The sequence below is a fragment of the Colwellia sp. Bg11-12 genome (genome assembly GCF_014076955.1).
In the GTDB taxonomy this organism is placed as follows: Bacteria; Pseudomonadota; Gammaproteobacteria; order Enterobacterales; family Alteromonadaceae; genus Colwellia_A.
On sequence record NZ_JACGUZ010000006.1, the window covers coordinates 1 to 218 of the forward strand.

General features: G+C 34.4%; 1 protein-coding gene. It reads right to left on the reverse strand.

From position 1 onward, the window contains the following. Positions 1 to 19 precede the first annotated feature (19 nt). On the reverse strand, positions 20 to 218 hold a 199-nt coding region (locus H4J39_RS18930), incomplete at its 5' end, for a hypothetical protein (RefSeq protein ID WP_220462080.1).

Genomic DNA, 218 nt, shown 5'->3' on the forward strand with positions numbered 1-218 from the left:
CTTGAATGGCTTGTTATGTTTACTTTTTAGACTGTCGCTCGCTTAGGCATTCTTTAATTGCAAAGAATACATTTAAAAGCATACTAAGAACAGTCAAACAAAATACAGCAAACATAGGAAAAAACAATATACCGAAACCTGTGCTGTAACTTGCGTAACAGAATATACCACTAACAAATGCAACGACAATTTCCCAGCCACAATTATCAAAAGCTGAA